This window comes from Mesorhizobium sp. B2-8-9, from assembly GCF_006439475.1.
In the GTDB taxonomy this organism is placed as follows: Bacteria; Pseudomonadota; Alphaproteobacteria; order Rhizobiales; family Rhizobiaceae; genus Mesorhizobium.
Genome location: NZ_VFTQ01000001.1, coordinates 392,019 through 410,346, shown reverse-complemented (window position 1 = coordinate 410,346; position 18,328 = coordinate 392,019). Strand labels below are relative to the sequence as shown.

Below are 18,328 nucleotides of genomic sequence, written 5' to 3'. Positions count from 1 at the left end.
GATGACGACATTCCACGATCCTCTTGTCTCCGGGTTGCTTGCCGACGCCAAGCTGGTTGCCGGCTACGGCCGCTACGGCGTGTTCAAGGACAGCGCGCTCTTCGCTGCGATCGGCGACGCGGAAAAACTCAGTGACGCGAGCGCAAGCCAGCCCGAGGTCGTCAAACTTCAAACGGTGCTCAACGACTGCTCCGGCACCGTGCCGTTTTCAACCCTGGCTGCGCTGCGCACCGGCTGGTCGCCGGGCGACATGTCGCGCCGGACCGCGCTCGCGACCTATTTCCTCATCGCCCTGTCGGTGACGATGATGATCGTCATCGGCAAGCTGACCTATGTCTACAACAGGGGCGTCTCGATCAACGCGGAACTGCAGGAGATCGACAACAACGATTTCAGTGCTCGGTTCGGGCAGTCGATCAGGCAGGTCTGGGCGACCAAGAAGCAATTGAGCTCGGCCGCCGCCCAGCAGGCGTCGGCGACCGATCTGACGCTTCTGAAGGACGCCTATTACAATTCAGTCGACAACCTGCATTCGCTCGACCAGCGTTTTTCCTCGTTGCTGGTGCGGGCGCAGGGGTTCATGACGCAGGAGGCGCCGTTTCCGCTCTGGGGCATGCAATGGGCCTATTGCAAGCTCTCGGCTTCGCCAGGGAAAGCGGGCGCGCCGCTTGATTTCTCGAACCCCAGGCAGATGGCCATAGACCAGTTCTGCGGCCAGCAAATCGCGCTGGCGCAACAGCAGAGCGGGGCCGGGAGCAGCCAGCCGCTCAAGCAGTCGGATTTCGATTGCAGGAACAACGGCAACGCTCAAGGCGGCATGCAAGTCGTCAGTTCTACCGGCATGGTCGAAGACGTGAGCGCGGATTTCGACGCGGCGACACGCGACCTGCAATGCGAAGGCGTCATCACCATCACGCCGAATTCGATTTCGACGCTGACACTGCAGGCCAAGACGCTGACCGAGGTCCTCAGCCCCTATGCGCTGTGGATCCTGCCCGCGCTTTACGGCGCGCTTGGCGGCATCATGTTCCACATGCGCATGATCCTGAACCCGCTTCTGCCCAATCCGCCGCTGTCGCGGCTCATTCACCGCATCGCGCTGGGCGGGCTTGCCGGGATGATCCTCGCCTGGTTCATGGCGCCGGGAACCAAGCTCGGCGGCGAGGTGACCGGCATAGGCTTCAGCCTGTTCACCTTCGCTTTCCTGTTCGGCTTCAGCCTCGATATCTTCTTCGCCATCCTCGACCAGTTCGTCTCGATGTCGGTCGCCGGCATCAAGAAGTTCGGCTCGCCCGCGGTGGCGTGAAAGCCGGCGAAGAAAAAAGGCGCCGCGGTGAGGCGGCGCCCTTGGTCTTTCAGCTCGAGCAGCGTCTAGAACAGGCCCTCGATCTGGCCGGTCTCGTTCAAGAAGATCTTCTCCGAGGACGGCGCCTTGGGCAGGCCCGGCATGGTCATGACCTCGCCGCAGATGATGACGACGAAGCCGGCGCCGGCCGAGAGCCTGACCTCGCGCACCGGCACGGTATGGCCGGTCGGCGCGCCGCGCAGGTTCGGGTCGGTCGAGAACGAGTACTGAGTCTTGGCCATGCAGACCGGCAGGTTGCCGTAGCCGGCCTGCTCCCAGGCATGCAACTGGTCGCGGATCGACTTGTCGGCGATCGCCTCGTCGCCGCGATAGATGCGCTTGACGATGGTGTTGACCTTCTCGAACAACGGCATCTCGTCCGGGTAGAGCGGCGAGAACTGTGAGGCGCCGGATTCTGCGATCTCGACCACCTTCCTGGCGAGGTCCTCGATGCCTGCCGAGCCCTGCGCCCAGTGCTTGCACAGGATGGCCTCGGCGCCCTGCGCCTTGACGAAGTCCTTCATCGCCTGGATTTCGGTTTCGGTGTCGGTGGTGAAGTGGTTGATCGCCACCACTGCCGGCACGCCGAACTGCTTCACATTCTCGATATGGCGGCCGAGGTTCAGGCAGCCTTTCTTGACCGCCTCGATATTTTCCTTGCCGAGGTCTTCCTTCTTGACGCCGCCATTCATCTTCATGGCGCGCACCGTGGCGACAATGACCGCCGCCGACGGCTTCAGCCCCGCCTTGCGGCACTTGATGTCGAAGAACTTTTCTGCACCGAGATCGGCGCCGAAGCCGGCTTCGGTAACGACATAGTCGGCAAGCTTCAGCGCTGTCGTGGTGGCGACGACCGAGTTGCAGCCATGCGCGATGTTGGCGAACGGGCCGCCATGCACGAAGGCGGGGTTGTTCTCCAGCGTCTGCACGAGGTTGGGCTGCATGGCGTCCTTGAGCAGAACTGCCATGGCGCCGTCGGCCTTGAGGTCGCGGGCATAGACCGGCGACTTGTCGCGGCGGTAGGCGACGATGATGTCGCCGAGGCGCTTCTCGAGGTCCTTGAGGTCGGTGGAGAGGCACAGGATCGCCATGACTTCGGAAGCCACGGTGATGTCGAAGCCGGCTTCGCGCGGATAACCGTTGGCGACGCCGCCGAGCGAGCAGATGATCTCGCGCAGCGCCCGGTCATTCATGTCCATGACGCGGCGCCAGGCGACGCGGCGGGTGTCGATGCCGAGCTCGTTGCCCCAATAGATGTGGTTGTCGATCAGCGCGGACAGCAAATTATGCGCGGTGGTGATGGCGTGGAAGTCGCCGGTGAAGTGAAGGTTCATGTCCTCCATAGGCACCACCTGGGCGAGGCCGCCGCCGGCGGCGCCGCCCTTGACGCCGAAATTCGGTCCGAGCGAGGCCTCGCGGATGCAGACGATCGCCTTCTTGCCGATGCGATTGAGGCCATCGCCAAGGCCGACCGTGGTGGTGGTCTTGCCTTCGCCGGCCGGCGTCGGGTTGATGGCGGTGACCAGGATCAGCTTGCCGTCCTTCCTGTCCTTCACCGACTTGATGAACTCGGCCGAGACCTTCGCCTTGTCGTGGCCATAGGGTAAGAGATGCTCGTTCGGGATGCCGATCTTGGCGCCGATCTCCTGGATCGGTTTCTTCTTGGCGGCGCGCGCGATCTCGATGTCGGACTTCACTTCGGCCATGACGGCTTTCCTCTGGATTGGGCGGTGGAAGGGACGGTTTTGATCATCTGTGCATGTTCGAAACGCCGCGCGGGCGCAAGGGCAAGTTCTAACCCTGTCGCGGCCGCGGCGTCAACTTCCATGCAACTAAGTTTCCTGCAAAGAAAAACTGCTGTTCCCGGTCCGACCCTGCTCGGGTCTTCGGCCCCGGTCGCTTGCGGCGTATAGAAGCCAGAGCCAAGACCGTTCCGCCGTCTCAAAACAGCCGCTGAATACGCGAAAAGCGACAGAGGCGACGGCGCAAATCCACCATCGCCGTGTCGCCTCGAAAGGCGCTATTGCGTGAGCACGTTGCTGATCTCGACCATGTTGGAGCGCACGCGCAGGATGTAGAAGCCCATCGTCGTCAGATGCGTCGGCAGGAGCCAGCCGTCCTCGCGGCCGTTGGCGATGATGAAGGGCTGGATGCGCAGCGCCGAGACGAATTGCGAATCCATCGTGTCCCAAAGGCTCTGCAGGTGCTTTTCCTTGATCACGTCGTCGAAGTCGGCCTGGGCGCCCTTCATCAGGCCGTAATATGCGTAGAGCTGACCATAGGCGAACCAGAAGCGGTCGTCGGCGCGGGTATCGAACCAGCCATCATTGTGGTTTTCCGCGCGCTCCTTGAGAATGGCCGAGGTCGATCCGATGTCCGAGGAGATGCGGTCGATATATTGCTTCAGATTGTCGGCACGGGCGTCGAACGTCGCCTGGCAGGTGGCCAGCCGGGCGTTGAAGTTTCGCAGCTTCCGCACCGCGTCGCGATAATAGCTCGGCGTCGGCGTCTTGGGGCCGAACGGGTTCAGGCCGAAATACCAGGTGTATTCATCGAACTGTAGATTGCCGCGCGCATCCTGCAGGTCGGCGTCGATCTGCGATGTCGTGCGCACGCGGCCGAGATTGTCGGCAAGCTCGGTCGCGGTGCGCCGCACCGCCTGGTTGATGCCGCGCTGGAAGGACGCCTTGTTGTCCATCCAGGGCGTGTGGTCCCAATCGATGCCGAACAGGCCGAGCTTGTAGAGGATCATCGAGGAGATCCAGGCATTCTGGTTGACATTGAAGTCCGTCAAATCAGCGGCAACCTGGGCGATCGCCGAGTTGCCGCATGTCTTGGCCGTATCGGTGCCGCTGCCGGCTGAAACCTGCTCGCCCGCCGACACGTTCCGCTTCTCGAACGTGTAGGTGTCGGGATAGTTCGGGTTGAAATTGTTCCACCACTGCGTGGCGTAGAAGAAATTGGCATAGAGGCCGATCAATACCAGAACGGCAAGGCCGACCACCGCCTTCAGAATCCAGCCGCGCTGGCCGTACCAGCGGCCAACCCACATGAACGGCCACAGGATAAGGCCGATGACGAAACCGATGCCGCGGCCGATCCATTGAAAAATCCGGGTGAAGAAGTTCACGATCGGGTCGAGCATGGCTGTGGTACCCCTCAGAGCATTTCACCGTTTCAAGGGAAGCGGCGATCTGCCCTAACCCTTTGTTTTGCCGCAATTCCGGGCGGAAAACCGCCCACACTTTTCCTGGAATTGCTCTAGATCAGAATAACGTTTCGTTGAAACGTCATCCTGATCTAACTCTTTGTTGGAGCATGATTTCCCCCGAAAACCGGTTCCCACTTTTCGGAATCATGCTCTAGTCAGTCAAACCGTAAAGGCGCGCACGGAACGCCGCCTTGTCCTGCAAATATGTGGTTTTCAGAACGTCCACAACATGGCTTCGCCAGGCGTCGCTGAAGCCGTCATAGTCCTTGTAGAAGCCGGGCTTGTTGAAGACGTAGCGCGACACGAAGTCCTGCGGCACGAAATCCGAGATCAGCTGGTTGGTCAGCCAAGCATCGGGATGATCGGGCTTGGCGCGCACGACCAGGAAACGCTGGCGCGGCGACACATCCTCGATCTTGAGATGGCCGAGCTGGGCGATCTCGCGCTTGGCGGCGTTGAGGAACGGGAAATTGCCGTCGCTGGCGATCAGGTCGGCGTGGCCAAGGATCCAGGTCTGCAGCCAGACCTTGTCGACATCGGTCAGATTGCGGTTGGGCTCGGCGTCGCGGATCAGCGCCCGCACGACCATTTCGGCGCGGTGTTCGAGATAACCGGAAGTCTCGATCCAGGAGGCGCGAGGCAGATCGAGACGGCCGGTGGCGGCCAGGAAGCCGAACACCTTGTCGGCGTCGTTGATCGACAGATAGCTCACCTGCCAGGGCCGCGAGCGGCGGAAGCCGGGAGCGGCCGGATCGCTGATCACCGTCGTCATATCGGGGTCGACGAAGACGTAGAGCCCGCCGAAATGGCTGGTCCAGTAGGCGTTGTGGCGGAAGATAACCTGGTCCGGCACCAGCGCGTTCTCGCGGATGTCGCCGCAGACCTTGGCAAGCTCGACCATGCGCTCAAGCATGGCGTCGTCGCGCCAGGCGTCAGGCTCCTGCCTCAGCCGGTCGACGAGCTTGCCGAGCTCAGCCGCCTTGCCGAGCACGTCCTCGGCTGACAACACCTTGAACTCGACCTGGTTGATCGACAGCAGGTCCTCGATATCGTTGACCTTGGGAACCGAGTCCTCGATCTCGCCGTAGATGACGTCCTTGATGGTCAGCGCGTCGATGGCGCGCCGGTTCTTCGACATGAACTCGAACATCAGCTGCGAGGTGTTGGAGAAGGCGGTGTGGACCACCGGCAGGTCGATCTGCGACGGCGTCAGGATGATGAAGCGGCGGTTGACCTCATTGGGATCGAGATAGTTGTAGTCGCCGCATTCCTCGGCGATTTCGGGCGAGAAGCCGGTGCGGTCGATCTGGAAGCTCGCAAGCTTGGTGGGCTCGAGGCCGAAAGCGGCAAGCGCCTTGTTGTAGCGCTGGATGAGATGCGGCTCGTCGATGGCGAGCAAGCGGCCGTAGATCAGCTCGTTGTCGCGCAGAAGGTCGGGTTTTTTAATTGCGCTCATCTTCCCTTCTCCCCGTTCACGGGGAGAAGGTGCCCGAAGGCCGGATGAGGGGCGGCGCACTCTTCCCTTCTCCCCTTGTGGGAGAAGGTGGATCGGCGCGATAGCGCCGAGACGGATGAGGGGTGCTCCAGCGGAGTGAGACGCTGGCGTTCCCTGGAGCACCCCTCATCCGTCGCCTTCGGCGACACCTTCTCCCACAAGGGGAGAAGGCGAGGTCGGCGCAGCTCACGCATTCCACAGCCCCTTCTTCTTCAACTCCTCCATCTCGCGCGCTGCGCGCTCGCGCAGCCTGGCGTCGCGCAGGAGCTTCTCCACGGCGGCGTCGTCGGATTTGTCGGAATAGCGGAACTCGGAATCGGCGTAGCGGTTGATCTCCTGCATGACCATGTCCATCGAGAACGGTCCGCGCAGTTCCTCGATCATCGCCTTCTTGTCGTCGTAGCTCTTGTGCATGAAGGTTTCCGGCTTCTCGAACCAGTCGTCCGGCAGCTCGATGTCCATGGCGCGCATTTTTATCGCGTCGGTGACGTTCTTGATGGCGCGGCCGGTGAAGCGCGGCTCGGCGTCCTTGATCATGTGCAGATAGGTGCCGACATCGGCCATGGTCTTCGGCGCGCCGTTTTCCTTCATGTATCGCTCATAGACCTTCATCAGCCCGTCTTGCTGCGGCTTTTCGTGCTCTTCATAGGCCTCGGCCACGGCGCGCTGGATCTCCTGCGCGGCATAGAGCTCGTGCTTGCCAAGCGGGATCTCGTGGTTCTTGCCGGCAAGCAGCACGAAGATGTCGATATAATCATCGCGGGTCTGCGGGCCGTCGACCAGCCAGCGCGCGCCGGCGCGCTGGCGCAGCGCGTCGTCGACATTTTCCGGATAGTTGGAGAACATGCCGAAGGAGCAATTGCCGCGCACCACCGTCGAGGCGCCGGCGAAGGCGTCCATCAGGACGCCGGTGATCTCCTGCTGACCGGCGGAAGCACGGTCGTCGGAACGGCGCGCCGCCACCTGGTCGATGTCGTCGATGGTGCCGAAGCCGATGACGCGCGGATTGAGCACGTTGTTGATGAATTGTCGGCAGTTCTGGCCCGACTTGCCCTGGTAGGACGAGATCTGGTCGACGCCGAAATTCTCATAGGCGAAGGGATAGCCGGCGACCTGGCAGTAGCCGTTGACGAGGCCGGCGATCATCTGGATCAGCGTCGTCTTGCCGGTGCCCGGCGCCCCGTCGCCGATGAAGGTGAACAGGAACCCGCCGAGCTCGACGAAGGGGTTCAGCTCGCGCTCGAAGTCGTAGGCCATGAGCATCTTGGCCAGCCTGACCGACTGGAATTTGGCGATGTGGTTGCCGATGACCTCTTCCGGTTTCTTGAAGGTCATCACCAGCGGCTTGGTGCGCTTGCCGGGCGCGACGTCGAAACCATCGAGGGTGAAATCGTCGACGTCGATACGGATATGCGCATTTTCGAACGGGCCAATGCCGTCGAAGCGACCTTTGCGCGCAAGCAACCCGTCGATGGCGACGCGGGCGAAGGCGCGAGCGCGCGTCGTCAGGTCGGCGTCGTCCTTCGAGCCGGCGATTGCCTTGTCGAGACCGGCGATGATCGACTTGACCGCGTCCTGCGGCGTGTCGAACAGGAAGTCGGGCTCGGGGATGTCGTTCGGCGCCTCGCCATCGCTGTCGATCAGCTGGAAGAGATACGAAGCGAAACTGAAGGCGGAAACGTAAGCCGAGGCCGACAGAAGCTTCTTGAAGGTGGCTGCCTCATCGCCTTCCAGCGGCGCACGCGCATTCCTCGCCTGCAGGCTTTCGAGGTCGGAGCCTTCGGCGAAGACGTCGGATATGGCGAGCGCGATCGCCAGGCCGCGGCGGGCGCGGTAGAGCAGCGTGTGCTGCGGGATGCTCATCAACTGGTCGTCGGGATGAATGGCCGCTACTGTTTTCGTGAGCTCGACCTCGCGCGTGCGGCGCACCGAGCCGACCGACACGGTCGAGACGAAGCGGCGGTTGGTGCCGGCAAGCGCCGTGCCGGATTCGCGCGAAGGGTCCTCCAGCACGACGATGCGGGTGATGAAGCTCTGCGCGGTCGCGCGGTGCTTTTCGATTGCGGCTTCCGAGATCGTGGTCAGGCCGGTGTCCATGAAGGATGCTCCGCGATTGACGGTCAGACGTCGCTGATCACCTGTCCGTTGGACAGGATGTGGACCTTGTAACCGGAAAAGATCTTCTGCGCCTCGCCCGCGGCGTAGAGCGCCTGATAGGCCTCGTGCGGGATCAGCGCGTGGTTCTCGTAGCTCGACACGCCCTGGCGCGCCGCTTCGAGATCGTCGGTGTTGATGAAGAATTCCTGCGTCGTCTTCTCGCTGGAGAACAGGCCCCTGCGGCCGGGCTTTTCGCTCTTGGAGAAGACTTCCTGGATGGTCCAGGTGAGCAGCCAGGCGTTCTGCGGCTTGCGCACCTTGGCCAGCACCTCGGCCACCGTCGAATTGTTCTGGGTGATGCCGGCCGAGTAGAAGGGTCCCAGCACCACGCGCCTCAGCTGCTTGGGATGCAGCGGCTCGAAATCCTTGTCGAGATTGACGGCGATCGTCGCCGGAGACAGCGTATAGGCCGAGTTCTTCTCGGTGAAATCGTCGAAGCGGTGCGCAAGCTCCGGGTTGAGCAAGCCGTCGACGGGGAGCGGGATATCGACCCGCTCGTTGAGCTTGCCGTTCACGTCGACCAGCTGGCGCACCATGCTTTCGGAGGAGTCCTCCACCGTCACCATGTAGACCAGCGGCAGGTTGGCGCTGCCGTCGAACGCGGCCCAGTGGACGAGGTAATAGGGCCGCATGGTTTTCGGGTTGACCGAGACCTTGGCCGTCTGCGCAAGCGTGAACGGGCCGAAGGTCGCCTCGCTCTTGACGTCCTCCAGATAGAGCCGCTCGGCCATCGACTTCTGTAGCGCCTCGGGAAATTCCTTATGGCGCAGGATGAAGTCGGCCATCTCCTCGCGCAGCTCGCCGGCCTGCGGGATGTTGGCCAGGCGGGCATCGGCCTGCTGGCGGTCGTTTTCCAGCTCCAGCAGGTTCTGGAAGACCGGATAGCCGCTTTCGGCGCGCGAGATGCGGAAGGTGTCCATGAAGCCCAGCCGGTTGCGCCAGCAGGCAAAGGACTTGTCCAGCCGCGCGATATACTCCGCGACGATCCTGGCGACGATGCCGTGCCGGTAAAGCGGCGAGCGGTCGTCGCGCATGAACACTTCCAGCCCGCTCAGCGCCGCCGTGATGGCGGAGAAATAGCGTACCGCGGCGTCGTTCTCAGGTGTCATGTGGCTGCCGTGGAAATGAAATCAGCGGCGCCGCCTATTGCTGCACATAGTTGGCGGCGTTGTGCTTCTTCATCACATCGTCGAAGCGGCGGGCGAAAGCATCGTCGGCAAGCTTCTTGCGGCGCTGGATGTCGGCTGAAGCCACCATGTTCTTCTCATGCATCTCGAGCAGGTCGCCAATGTGCTTCTGCGAGGCGGCGCCGATGCCGGCCATCGTCTCCTCGGCCGTGTTGTCGACCTGGCTGCCCAGCGTGTTGATCTTGTGGGCGACGTCCTGCTGGGCGGCGGTCTTGAGCGAATCTTCCAGCGCCTTGTAGAGGACGATGCGCTGCTCGGTGTCGATGGTCAGCTTGTTGATCAGTGTCGACTGCGCGGCAATCTGGTTGTTGAGTGAATCGACGAAGGTCTGGAACATCGAGGTGTAGCGCTCCAGCGTCTGGCTTTCGGCCAGCAGCTCCTGCTCCTTGGCCTGCTTTTCATTGTATTCGGTCGCCATTTTGGAGCGCTCGCCCTCAAGCTCGGTGCGCTCCTTCTGGGTCGTGGAGGCGGCGATCTTGTTTTCGATGTCGAGCAGCATCGGGTTCAATTCCTCGATGCGCTTCTGCACCGCTTCAAGATTGGTCATCGTCACCTTGCGGCGCTCGATAACCTGCGAAAGGCTGGCTTCGGAGGTCTTGTAGCGCTGATCGAGGACCTGCTTCTGCGCCTTCAGGATGCCGACGATGGTGTCCGATTTTGCCAGCAGCTCCTGCAGATTGCCGGCAAGCGACATATTGCGGACGCGATCGGTGCGCATGCGCTGCTTGCGCTGCGCCGAAAAGACACCGACGAAATTTTCCCAGCCGGTGTAGTTCTTCATGCTTTCGAACTCGGCGCCGAAGACATTGGTTGCGTCCTCGAGCCCGATGATCAGGTCGGCAATATTGCCTTCCATGACTTTCTGCTGCTTGAGCACGTCCTCGATGCGGGCGTTCTCGATGTCGAAATTGGCGTCGCCGATCTTCTTGTCGGCCTGAGCAAGCGTATCGAGCACGGTGCCGGACTGCTCGATTTTGCTGCGCATGTCCTGCACGACCTGCTTGGTCTTGGCAATTTCGGCATCGAAATTCTGCAATGTCGCCATTGGGGCCTCCCGCTTCGGCATCCGTTTTCGTGTCGTGGCGGCGAATATATGTGGGGCTTCAAGGGATTGAAAGAAGGAAGACAAAGGGAAGCGTCAAAACAAAAGAATTGGTTAGGTCCTTGAAAGGCAAGGCAAGCATGCGCATGGCACCTAGTAACGCGCACCATCATCGAACAGCTTTTGCTGACATGCCCTAAGGTCTTGTTTTTGCGAACGGCCATGAAACAGCGCCGGCAAATATCTTGCGGCGGCGATGCCGGTTTCACCGGCGCCGGTCAGGGTTTGAAGCGGTTTTCGGACGACATCCAGCTCTAGAGCGGTTCAGCGTTTCACGGAAGCGCCGAACTGCTCTAAGTCTTTGTTTTTACACAATTCCGGACGTAAAACCGCTACGCACTCCTGGAATTGCTCTATGCAGGCTTTCGGCTCAGCGGTTGACAAAGCCGATGAAGTCGTCGGGCGCGGCCCGGCCCATCTCCTCTTCCCAATGCCTTCGGCAGAGCGAGACATAGACGTCCTTGCCGATCGCCACCTGCTCGCCCTGCTTCGCCACCTTGCCGTCGGGCCCCAGGCGCACCACCATCGTCGCCTTACGGCCGCAACGGCAGATGGTGCGGACCTCGCGCAGGTCGTCGGCGATGGCGAGCAGAGCGCGCGAGCCGGAGAACAGATTACCCTGGAAGTCGGTGCGCAGGCCGTAGCACATGACCGGAATGCCTAGACGGTCGGCGATGCGGGCGAGCTGCCAGACCTGCTCTTCCTCGAGGAACTGCGCCTCGTCGACGAAGATGCAATGCACAGGGCCATGCCGATGGTGCTCGGCGACCGTGGCATAGAGGTCGTCGCCGTCGCGGAAAATCTCTGCCTCGGATTCGAGACCGATGCGCGACGAGATCAGCCCGGTGTCGCCCTTACGATAGTGGCCGGCGACGAACAGCATCGTCGACATGCCGCGTTCGCGATAATTGTAGGACGCCTGCAAGAGCATCGTCGTCTTGCCGGCGTTCATCGTGGCGTAGTGGAAGTAAAGCTTGGCCATGTCGCTCTTTTGGGTGTGTCGGGATTCAGGCGAGGCCGGCCCGACCTGAATCTCGACACACCCTAAGCCGACTTGCCGCGGCCCGGGGAGAGGGCACCGGCTCCGTCCACCAAAAACTCGATGTCGTTCAAAAAGCTGTCATGTCGCTTAATGGCCAGCGCGCGCCGTTCGTCGCGACGTTGAACCGCTTGAAACAACATCAAAATGGTGTTTGGCTGACGAAACAAGGCGGGCGCAAGAACCGTGACTTCGCTTTGCCTCGGAAATCCAATGGGAGATAAGTTCATGTCGCGTATGAAATCTTTCGTCGCAGGCCTCGGCCTTGCGGCGTTCCTGTCGACAACCGCCGCCAATGCCGGCGATCCGGCGAGCTGCAAGGCCGTGCGGCTGTCGGATGTCGGCTGGACCGACATCCAGGCCACCACGGGCCTCGCCTCGGTGCTGCTCACCGCGCTCGGCTATGAGCCGCAGACGATCCAGCTTTCGGTGCCGGTGACCATGGCCTCGCTGAAGAACAAGGACCTGGACGTCTTCCTCGGCAATTGGATGCCGTCGATGACCAACGACATCAAGGACTACACCAAGGAAGGCTCGATCGAGACGATCAGCACCAACCTGACCGGCGCAGGCTATGGCATCGTCGTGCCGACCTATGTCGCGGATGCCGGTGTCAAGACGCTGACCGATCTCGGCAAGTTCAAGGACAAGTTCAACGGCAAGATTTACGGCATCGAGGCCGGCAATGACGGCAATCGCATCATCCTCGACATGATCAAGAACCCGAAGGACAATCTCGAAGGCTTCGAGCTGGTCGAATCCTCGGAGGCCGGCATGCTGACGCAGGCCGAGCAGTCGATGAAGAACAATGAGTGGATCGCCTTCCTCGGCTGGACGCCGCATCCGGTGATGGGCGCCATGAAGATCACCTATCTCGACGGCATGGGCGACAGCGGCTTCGGCGCCGCCACCGTCTATACCATCGTGCGCAAGGGCTACACCACCGAATGCCCGAACGCCGGCAAGTTCATCGCCAACCTGAAGTTCAATCTCGACATGGAAGGCGAGATGATGGACGCGATCCTCAAGGGTGGCGATCCGCAGACGGTGGCGACCGATTGGCTGAAGAAGCATCCGGACGCGGTGGCGCCCTGGATCGCCGGCGTCACCAGCTTTGATGGCGGCGACGCGGCCGCTGCCGTCAAGACCGCGCTCGGGGGCTGATCCGCTTGGGACCGGCATGATTTCCGAAAAAGGGCAGCCCTCGAAGAGGCTGCCCTTTTTCATATGCCTGGAGACGTGAGAGGATAACCGTGCGGCGAGCGCGGCGAAGCCGAGAGGGGAAAGATGGATCCGATTTCTAAATTCCTGACCGACTACAAAATTCCGATCGGGCCATGGGGCAAGGCTTTCTTCGGTTTCCTGACCGACAATTTCGACACCATCTTCCGCGCATTTTCAAACGGTCTGAATTTCATCCTCGACGGAGCAGTGAGCCTCCTGCTCATGGTGCCGCCGGTTTTGTTGGCCCTGGTCATCGCGTTCATCGCCTGGCTCTTACAGCGTTCGCGGCCGCTCGCCATCGGCGTCTTCCTCGGCCTGATCTTCATCATCAACCAGAATCTGTGGAAACAGACGGTGCAGACGCTGGTGCTGGTCGTTGCCGCCGCCGCAATGGCAATGGCGATCGGCGTGCCGCTCGGCATCTGGGCGGCGCACAAGCCGAAGGTCTACCGCGTCATGCTGCCGGTGCTCGACCTGATGCAGACGCTGCCGACCTTCGTCTACCTGATACCGGTGCTCACCCTGTTCGGGCTCGGCAATGCGCCCGGCCTCATCGTCACCATCATCTTCGTCATCCCGACGGCCGTTCGGCTCACCCATCTCGGCGTCGTTTCGGTGCCCAAGGCAATCATCGAAGCGGGCGAGGCGTTCGGCGCCACCAAGCGCCAGCTTCTGTGGAAAGTGGAGCTGCCCTCGGCGCTGCCGACCATCATGGCGGGTCTGACGCAGTCGATCATGCTGTCGCTGTCGATGGTGGTGTTCGCCGCCCTGATCGGCGCCGGCGGCCTCGGCACGGAAATCAACCGGGCGCTCGGCTCGCGCCGTATCGATCTCGGGCTTGAGGCGGGCCTCGCGATCGTCGTGCTCGCCATCGTGCTCGACCGCATGACCCGCATCGGCGTTGGAGGCAAGAAATGACCGTCGCGGTTGATTTCAAGAATGTAGACATCGTCTTCGGCGCTGATCAGGCAGGCTCGCTGGCGCTGATCGATCAGGGCGCCACCCGTGCCGAGATCCTCGAAAAGACCGGCAATGTGCTCGGGTGCGCCGACGCCAGCCTCACCGTGCATGAAGGCGAAATCTCGGTGCTGATGGGCTTGTCCGGCTCCGGCAAGTCGACGCTGCTGCGGGCCGTCAACCGGCTCAACGTCGTGTCGCGCGGCCAGGTGCTCGTCAAGGACGGCGACCGCATCGTCGATGTCGTCACCTGCGACGAGACGACCTTGCGGCGGCTGCGGCAGAAGCAGGTGGCTATGGTGTTCCAGCAGTTCGGCCTGCTGCCGTGGCGCACGGTCGAGGAAAATGTCGGCTTCGGCCTCGAGCTTGCTGGCGTGCCGGAAGCCGAGCGCAAGGCGCGGGTACAGAAGCAGCTGCAGCTTGTCCATCTCGACCAGTGGTCGAAGAAATACGCGCATGAGCTTTCGGGCGGCATGCAGCAGCGTGTCGGTCTCGCCCGGGCCTTCGCCACCGAGGCGCCGATCCTTTTGATGGACGAGCCGTTTTCGGCGCTGGACCCGCTGATCCGCACCAAGCTGCAGGACGAATTGCTGCAGCTCCAGGCCGAGCTGAAGAAGACCATCATCTTCGTCAGCCACGACCTCGAGGAGGCGCTGAAGATCGGCAGTCACATCACGATCATGGAGGGCGGCCGCATCGTCCAGACCGGCGCGCCGGAAGACATCGTGCTCAGGCCCGCCAACGACTATGTCCGCGACTTCATCGCCAATGTGAATCCGCTGTCGGTGCTGACGGCGTGGAACGTGATGCGGGACCGTCGCGACCTGGAGCACGGCGATAACGGCTGGGTGTGGCTCGACCGGCGCAAGACGACACGCTTCAAGATCGACGACCACGGCCTTGTGGCGGCGGCCGAGCGCGACGGCAAGCCGGCGGTGTGGGTGTCCTGCGCCGATGTCGAGCGCCAGCCGGAGGAGGGCGCCCAGGTGTTCTGGGCCAATCCCGGCACCCCGCTGAAAACGGTGATGCTCGCCATGCACCGGTCGCAGACGGCGCCGGTGGCGCTGTTCGATGAAGGCTCGCGCTTCGTCGGCTCGATTGGCATCAGGGACGTGCTGAGTGCTGTGCTGAGGCGGTAGGGCCTTCAGCCTTTTTGACGGGCGTGTGCCGCTGGCGGGCACCTCGCGCTTGTTCTAGACTGACCGGCAGCCGAACAACCGGCATCAGGCGAAAGAGGCACGAATGATCTTCCGTCAGCTCTTCGATTCCGTTTCGGGCACCTATTCCTATCTGCTCGCCAGCCGGCGCGGCGGCGAGGCGCTGATCATCGATCCGGTGCTGGAGAAGGTCGAGCGATATCTGCAGCTGGTCAATGAGCTCGACCTCAGGCTGGTCAAGGCTGTGGACACGCATCTTCATGCCGACCACATCACCGGTCTCGGCGCGCTGCGCGACAAGACGCATTGCGTGACTGTCATGGGCGAGCAGACCAAGGCCGACGTGGTGTCGATGCGGCTTGCCGACGGCGACAAGCTAGGCATCGAAGGCCTGGCGCTCGACGTCATCTACACGCCGGGCCACACCGACGATTCCTACAGCTTCATCCTGCCGGATCGTGTGTTCACCGGCGACACGCTGCTCATCCGCGGCACCGGCCGCACCGACTTCCAGAACGGCGATCCGCGCCAGCAATATGAATCGATCTTCGGCCGCCTGCTCAAGCTGCCCGACGAGACGCTGATCTTCCCGGCGCATGACTATAAGGGCGAGACCGTGTCGACGATCGGCGAGGAAAAGGCCTTCAATCCGCGCCTGCAGGTGAAGTCGGTCGACGAGTATGTGAACATCATGAACAATCTCAATCTGTCCAACCCGAAAATGATGGATGTGGCCGTGCCCGCCAACATGCGCGTCGGGCTGCATCAGGACGACATCGCCAGCCGCGGCTGGGCGGTCAGCGCGGAGCAGGCGCTGGCGCTGGTCGGGCGACCCGACGTGGCGCTGATCGACCTGCGCGAGCAAACCGAGCGCGAGCGGCACGGGGTCATCCCCGGCGCGATCCATCTGCCCTATGCGCGGCTGCAGGAAAACATTGCCGCCGGCGGCATGCTGCACGAGCTGGCGAAGTCGACCAGCAAACAGATCCTGTTCTACTGCGCCTTCGGCGAGCGCTCGGCGATGGCGGTGCAAGCGGCGCAGGATGTCGGGATTTCCGGCGCCCGCCATATCCAGGGCGGCATCGACGCCTGGCGGAAAGCCAGCGGCCCGCTGATGCATTAAAGCGCGTCGCACTTCTGGGCGACATGCACTAGTGCGTTTCACCGTTTCACGGAAACGGCGAAACGCCCTATCTCTTTGTTTTTTACGCAATTCCGGACGGAAAACCGCTCACACTTTTCCTGGAATTGCTCTAGGCGCGCCGGCCAGGTTCAGTTCAGCCCGATGAGCTTGGCGCCGTTCCGGAACAGGGCTTCTCCATCGCGATCGAAACGGAATGTCGCGATGAAATCGTCGGCGCGATAGTTCGGCAAGGCGTTGCGGATAGCGGCGGCGAAGGTTCGCGCCTCCTCCTGCCGGCCGGCCAGCGCCAGGCAATGGGCGGCGATCGCCAGGATGATGACATGGGCGTTTGGCCTTGCGGCCGCCTTCAGCGCCCATTCGGCCGCCGCTTCGAATTCGCCCAGCCTCGCATGTGCCATGGCGCGCGCGCCCATCATGCCGAACAGCAGCGGATCGAAGGGGCTGAGATGACGCGAATGGTCGGATGAGCCGATCGCCGATTGCGGGTCGCCCGACTGCGAATGGACGAAGGACAGCGCGTAATGGCCGAGCGCGAAATTGGGGCTGAGATCGACGGCGCTCGCCAGCTCCAGCAGCGAGCTGTCCTGCTCGCCGCGCAGCCATAACGCGCGGCCCATCGCCCAGTGGGCGGCTGGGTTACGGTCGTCGACCAGCAGGCTCTGGCCGGCGCTCTCGAAGGCAAGCGCGGCCTCGCGACCGCGGTCGCCCCAGCGCTGGAAAGCGTTCTGCCAGTGGGTGAAGGACATGCCGGCATAGGCGCGTGCGAAAGTAGGATCGAGCTTCAACGCCTCGCCGAAGAAATGCTGCGCCAGCTCGTTTTCTTGGCGGGTGAAGCGATACATGTGCCAAAGGCCGCGATGGTAAGCCTCCCAGGCATTGAGCGAGTTTGGCGCTTTCAGCAATGCGCGGTTGCGCTCCACCGTCGCGATCTCGGCGGCGAGCGATGAGACGATGCTGTTGCCGATATCCTCGATGACGATGAAGATGTCGTCGGGTTTATGCTCGAAGGTTTCCGCCCAAACGATCCTTGCCGTGCGGACCTCGACAAGCTCGACCGAGACGATGAACCTGCCCGGCAGAGCCCGCACCGAGCCCGTCGCGACATAGTCGACATTCAGCCTGCGCCCGGCGTCTTCCGGCGCGATGTTCTTCTCGGCGAGCGCGAACACAGAGCCGCGGGCGATAACGAAGAAATCGCGCAGCTTGGCAAGCCGCGTGATGATGTCATGCGTGAGGCCATCGGCCAGCCCGCCACGGAAGCCGCCAGTGCCGGCGCTCTCCGCAAACGGCATCACCGCGAGCGAAGCCCGGCGCGTCGCAACGGGCTCGGATTCGTCCGCGGTGACCGACGATTCCGAAACCGGGAAAGCCGGCCCAGATCGGGCGCATGGCGTTGCGCCGGCGTTCCGGGCTCTTATCTCCTGCCAAGCCTCGCGCAATGGAGTGAAATCCAGCTCTTCCGAGCGAAACAACTCCGCTGCCGTGGCAAGATGCTCTTCGCCGGCGCCGATCTGCCCGCGCCGGGCCAGATTTTCCAGCAGCGCCACATGCGCGCGGCCGTCGAAGGGCGCAAGCTCCAGCCATTTGTCGATATAGGCGCCGGCCTCATCGGCTCCACGCGGGAGAAGCCCAATGATATGCTCCAGAACCGCGACATGGCATGCGCTGAAACGGCGGCGCTGCGCCGTCAGCCAGCTGCCGAAATGCGGGCTGCGATCGAGCTCGAGGCCGTCGAGAAAATCGCCGGCGAAATGTTGCGAAATCGCCTGCAGCCGCACGAGATCGAGCGTCTGGACACCTTCGGCCACCGCCGAGGCGGCATCCAGCGCGTCCACATGGACATCGTCAAGACGGAGCGACACCATATCGCCGTCGGTTTCGACCCGGCGCAAGCCCGCTTCGTCGAGCGCGGCACGCAGCTTGCTCAGGCACCAGCGCAACTCGCCGCGCGGATCGTTGGGCACGTCCCAGAGAAGTTCGCAAAGACGGCTGCGGCTGACTGGGTGGGGCGCCAGCGCTAGATAGGCCAGCAGCGCGCGCAGCTTGCGTGACGATGGCAACACCACAGGAACATCGTCGCGCATGATCGCAAGCGGGCCGAGCAGCCTGATCGAAAGGCTGGCTGCCATGCTTTTCAGAGCCGACCGAACGGATTCCACGTCCGTTTCCACGCTCGCTCCCACGTCGAACAGTTGGTCCATGTTCTATCACCAAACACGACAGGGCGCATCCGGCGGCGAATTTCGAGCCGGACGCGGCCTTTGCCGAATTGTCGGCAAGTCACTCGCAACTAACGCGGCAAGGTGTCGA

14 protein-coding genes are annotated in these 18,328 nt (G+C 62.4%); 5 read left to right on the top strand and 9 right to left on the bottom strand.

The features are described from left to right. Position 1 precedes the first annotated feature (1 nt). Positions 2-1,306, top strand: coding sequence for a hypothetical protein (locus FJ423_RS02105; protein WP_140838764.1), 1,305 nt, complete (start codon positions 2-4; stop codon positions 1,304-1,306). 65 nt (positions 1,307-1,371) lie between these two features. Here FJ423_RS02105 and FJ423_RS02100 read toward each other — a convergent pair whose 3' ends face one another. The 8 genes from FJ423_RS02100 to FJ423_RS02065 form a co-directional block, all read right to left on the bottom strand. Then, positions 1,372-3,051 (bottom strand): formate--tetrahydrofolate ligase, encoded by a 1,680-nt coding sequence (locus tag FJ423_RS02100; RefSeq protein WP_140838762.1) that lies wholly within the window; start codon positions 3,049-3,051, stop codon positions 1,372-1,374. A 314-nt stretch (positions 3,052-3,365) separates the two neighbouring features. Next, positions 3,366-4,490 (bottom strand): DUF2333 family protein, encoded by a 1,125-nt coding sequence (locus tag FJ423_RS02095; protein ID WP_095766470.1) that lies wholly within the window; start codon positions 4,488-4,490, stop codon positions 3,366-3,368. A gap of 217 nt (positions 4,491-4,707) precedes the next feature. Continuing rightward, complete coding sequence (locus FJ423_RS02090; RefSeq protein WP_140838760.1) at positions 4,708-6,012, bottom strand: DUF6638 family protein; 1,305 nt, start codon at positions 6,010-6,012, stop codon at positions 4,708-4,710. A gap of 225 nt (positions 6,013-6,237) precedes the next feature. Beyond that, on the bottom strand, positions 6,238-8,148 hold the full coding sequence (locus tag FJ423_RS02085; RefSeq protein ID WP_140838758.1) for an ATP-binding protein: 1,911 nt from the start codon (positions 8,146-8,148) through the stop codon (positions 6,238-6,240). 23 nt (positions 8,149-8,171) lie between these two features. Continuing rightward, positions 8,172-9,317, bottom strand: coding sequence for a hypothetical protein (locus FJ423_RS02080; RefSeq protein WP_095766473.1), 1,146 nt, complete (start codon positions 9,315-9,317; stop codon positions 8,172-8,174). Positions 9,318-9,351: 34 nt separating this feature from the next. Then, entirely contained in the window at positions 9,352-10,440 is a 1,089-nt protein-coding gene (locus FJ423_RS02075) for a hypothetical protein (protein WP_095766474.1), read from the bottom strand. Positions 10,441-10,867: 427 nt separating this feature from the next. After that, positions 10,868-11,479: a thymidine kinase gene (locus tag FJ423_RS02070; protein WP_095766475.1), complete on the bottom strand. Its 612-nt coding sequence runs from the start codon at positions 11,477-11,479 to the stop codon at positions 10,868-10,870. Between the two features lie 62 nt (positions 11,480-11,541). Next, a complete protein-coding gene (locus FJ423_RS02065) occupies positions 11,542-11,766 on the bottom strand; it encodes a hypothetical protein (RefSeq protein WP_140838756.1) in 225 nt (74 codons plus the stop codon). Here FJ423_RS02065 and FJ423_RS02060 point away from each other — a divergent pair. The 4 genes from FJ423_RS02060 (at position 11,765) to FJ423_RS02045 (ending at position 15,997) form a co-directional block, all read left to right on the top strand. After that, entirely contained in the window at positions 11,765-12,700 is a 936-nt protein-coding gene (locus tag FJ423_RS02060; protein WP_140838754.1) for a choline ABC transporter substrate-binding protein, read from the top strand. The two genes, FJ423_RS02065 and FJ423_RS02060, sit on opposite strands and share 2 nt — an antisense overlap. Positions 12,701-12,823: 123 nt before the next feature. Further along, the gene (gene choW, locus FJ423_RS02055; protein WP_095766478.1) at positions 12,824-13,678 is read left to right on the top strand and encodes a choline ABC transporter permease subunit; all 855 of its coding nucleotides are present in this window, start codon (positions 12,824-12,826) and stop codon (positions 13,676-13,678) included. Next, positions 13,675-14,856 carry a choline ABC transporter ATP-binding protein gene (gene choV / locus FJ423_RS02050; protein WP_140838752.1) on the top strand — a complete coding sequence of 394 codons (1,182 nt, stop codon included), beginning with the start codon at positions 13,675-13,677 and terminating at the stop codon, positions 14,854-14,856. The genes choW and choV overlap by 4 nt, the downstream gene beginning before the upstream one ends. A 103-nt stretch (positions 14,857-14,959) precedes the next feature. Beyond that, positions 14,960-15,997, top strand: a complete 1,038-nt coding sequence (locus tag FJ423_RS02045) for an MBL fold metallo-hydrolase (protein ID WP_140838750.1) — start codon at positions 14,960-14,962, stop codon at positions 15,995-15,997. A gap of 149 nt (positions 15,998-16,146) precedes the next feature. On the opposite strand, the gene FJ423_RS02040 is transcribed toward FJ423_RS02045, so the two are convergent. Next, a complete protein-coding gene (locus FJ423_RS02040; RefSeq protein WP_140838748.1) occupies positions 16,147-18,147 on the bottom strand; it encodes a transcriptional regulator in 2,001 nt (666 codons plus the stop codon). Positions 18,148-18,328 lie beyond the last annotated feature (181 nt).

What these genes read in the sequence shown, in the direction of transcription:
- FJ423_RS02105 (WP_140838764.1), top strand. Translation starts at nt 2, where the DNA reads ATGACGACATTCCACGATCCTCTTGTCTCCGGGTTGCTTGCCGACGCC.
- FJ423_RS02100 (WP_140838762.1), bottom strand. Translation starts at nt 3,051, where the DNA reads ATGGCCGAAGTGAAGTCCGACATCGAGATCGCGCGCGCCGCCAAGAAG.
- FJ423_RS02095 (WP_095766470.1), bottom strand. Translation starts at nt 4,490, where the DNA reads ATGCTCGACCCGATCGTGAACTTCTTCACCCGGATTTTTCAATGGATC.
- FJ423_RS02090 (WP_140838760.1), bottom strand. Translation starts at nt 6,012, where the DNA reads ATGAGCGCAATTAAAAAACCCGACCTTCTGCGCGACAACGAGCTGATC.
- FJ423_RS02085 (WP_140838758.1), bottom strand. Translation starts at nt 8,148, where the DNA reads ATGGACACCGGCCTGACCACGATCTCGGAAGCCGCAATCGAAAAGCAC.
- FJ423_RS02080 (WP_095766473.1), bottom strand. Translation starts at nt 9,317, where the DNA reads ATGACACCTGAGAACGACGCCGCGGTACGCTATTTCTCCGCCATCACG.
- FJ423_RS02075 (WP_095766474.1), bottom strand. Translation starts at nt 10,440, where the DNA reads ATGGCGACATTGCAGAATTTCGATGCCGAAATTGCCAAGACCAAGCAG.
- FJ423_RS02070 (WP_095766475.1), bottom strand. Translation starts at nt 11,479, where the DNA reads ATGGCCAAGCTTTACTTCCACTACGCCACGATGAACGCCGGCAAGACG.
- FJ423_RS02060 (WP_140838754.1), top strand. Translation starts at nt 11,765, where the DNA reads ATGTCGCGTATGAAATCTTTCGTCGCAGGCCTCGGCCTTGCGGCGTTC.
- FJ423_RS02065 (WP_140838756.1), bottom strand. Translation starts at nt 11,766, where the DNA reads ATGAACTTATCTCCCATTGGATTTCCGAGGCAAAGCGAAGTCACGGTT.
- choW (WP_095766478.1), top strand. Translation starts at nt 12,824, where the DNA reads ATGGATCCGATTTCTAAATTCCTGACCGACTACAAAATTCCGATCGGG.
- choV (WP_140838752.1), top strand. Translation starts at nt 13,675, where the DNA reads ATGACCGTCGCGGTTGATTTCAAGAATGTAGACATCGTCTTCGGCGCT.
- FJ423_RS02045 (WP_140838750.1), top strand. Translation starts at nt 14,960, where the DNA reads ATGATCTTCCGTCAGCTCTTCGATTCCGTTTCGGGCACCTATTCCTAT.
- FJ423_RS02040 (WP_140838748.1), bottom strand. Translation starts at nt 18,147, where the DNA reads ATGGCAGCCAGCCTTTCGATCAGGCTGCTCGGCCCGCTTGCGATCATG.